Origin of the sequence: Methylobacterium frigidaeris, from assembly GCF_022179185.1 — a bacterium.
GTDB classification, from domain to species: domain Bacteria; phylum Pseudomonadota; class Alphaproteobacteria; order Rhizobiales; family Beijerinckiaceae; genus Methylobacterium; species Methylobacterium frigidaeris.
In genome coordinates this window covers 1-243 of sequence record NZ_BPQJ01000322.1, presented here as the reverse complement: position 1 = coordinate 243, position 243 = coordinate 1, and the positions used below count along the sequence as shown (strand labels likewise).

General features: G+C 73.3%; 1 protein-coding gene. It reads right to left on the bottom strand.

Annotated features, from left to right (window positions below; genetic code table 11):
- Positions 1 to 217 (bottom strand): hypothetical protein (locus MFF64_RS39180; RefSeq protein ID WP_238194104.1); only part of this gene is annotated, 217 nt, incomplete at its 3' end.
- Positions 218 to 243: the final 26 nt, after the last annotated feature.

Genomic DNA, 243 nt, shown 5'->3' with positions numbered 1-243 from the left:
CAGGCAGAAGGTGGAGCTCTTGCTGGAGGAGGGGGAGGCGGCTTGCGACCCCCGCCGCGAAGCGCGCCCTTTCGGCCTCGTAGCGCTTCTTCGCCGCCTCCAGGGCCTCCTCCGCCCGGCGCACCCCCTCGGGGAGGGGAGGAAGCCCGCGGAAGCGGGCCTCCAGGCCCACCCGGAGGTAGGAGGCGGCGCCGTCCAGCAGGGGCGTCAGGGTCAAGATCTCCTCGTCAAGCGTCGCCACCA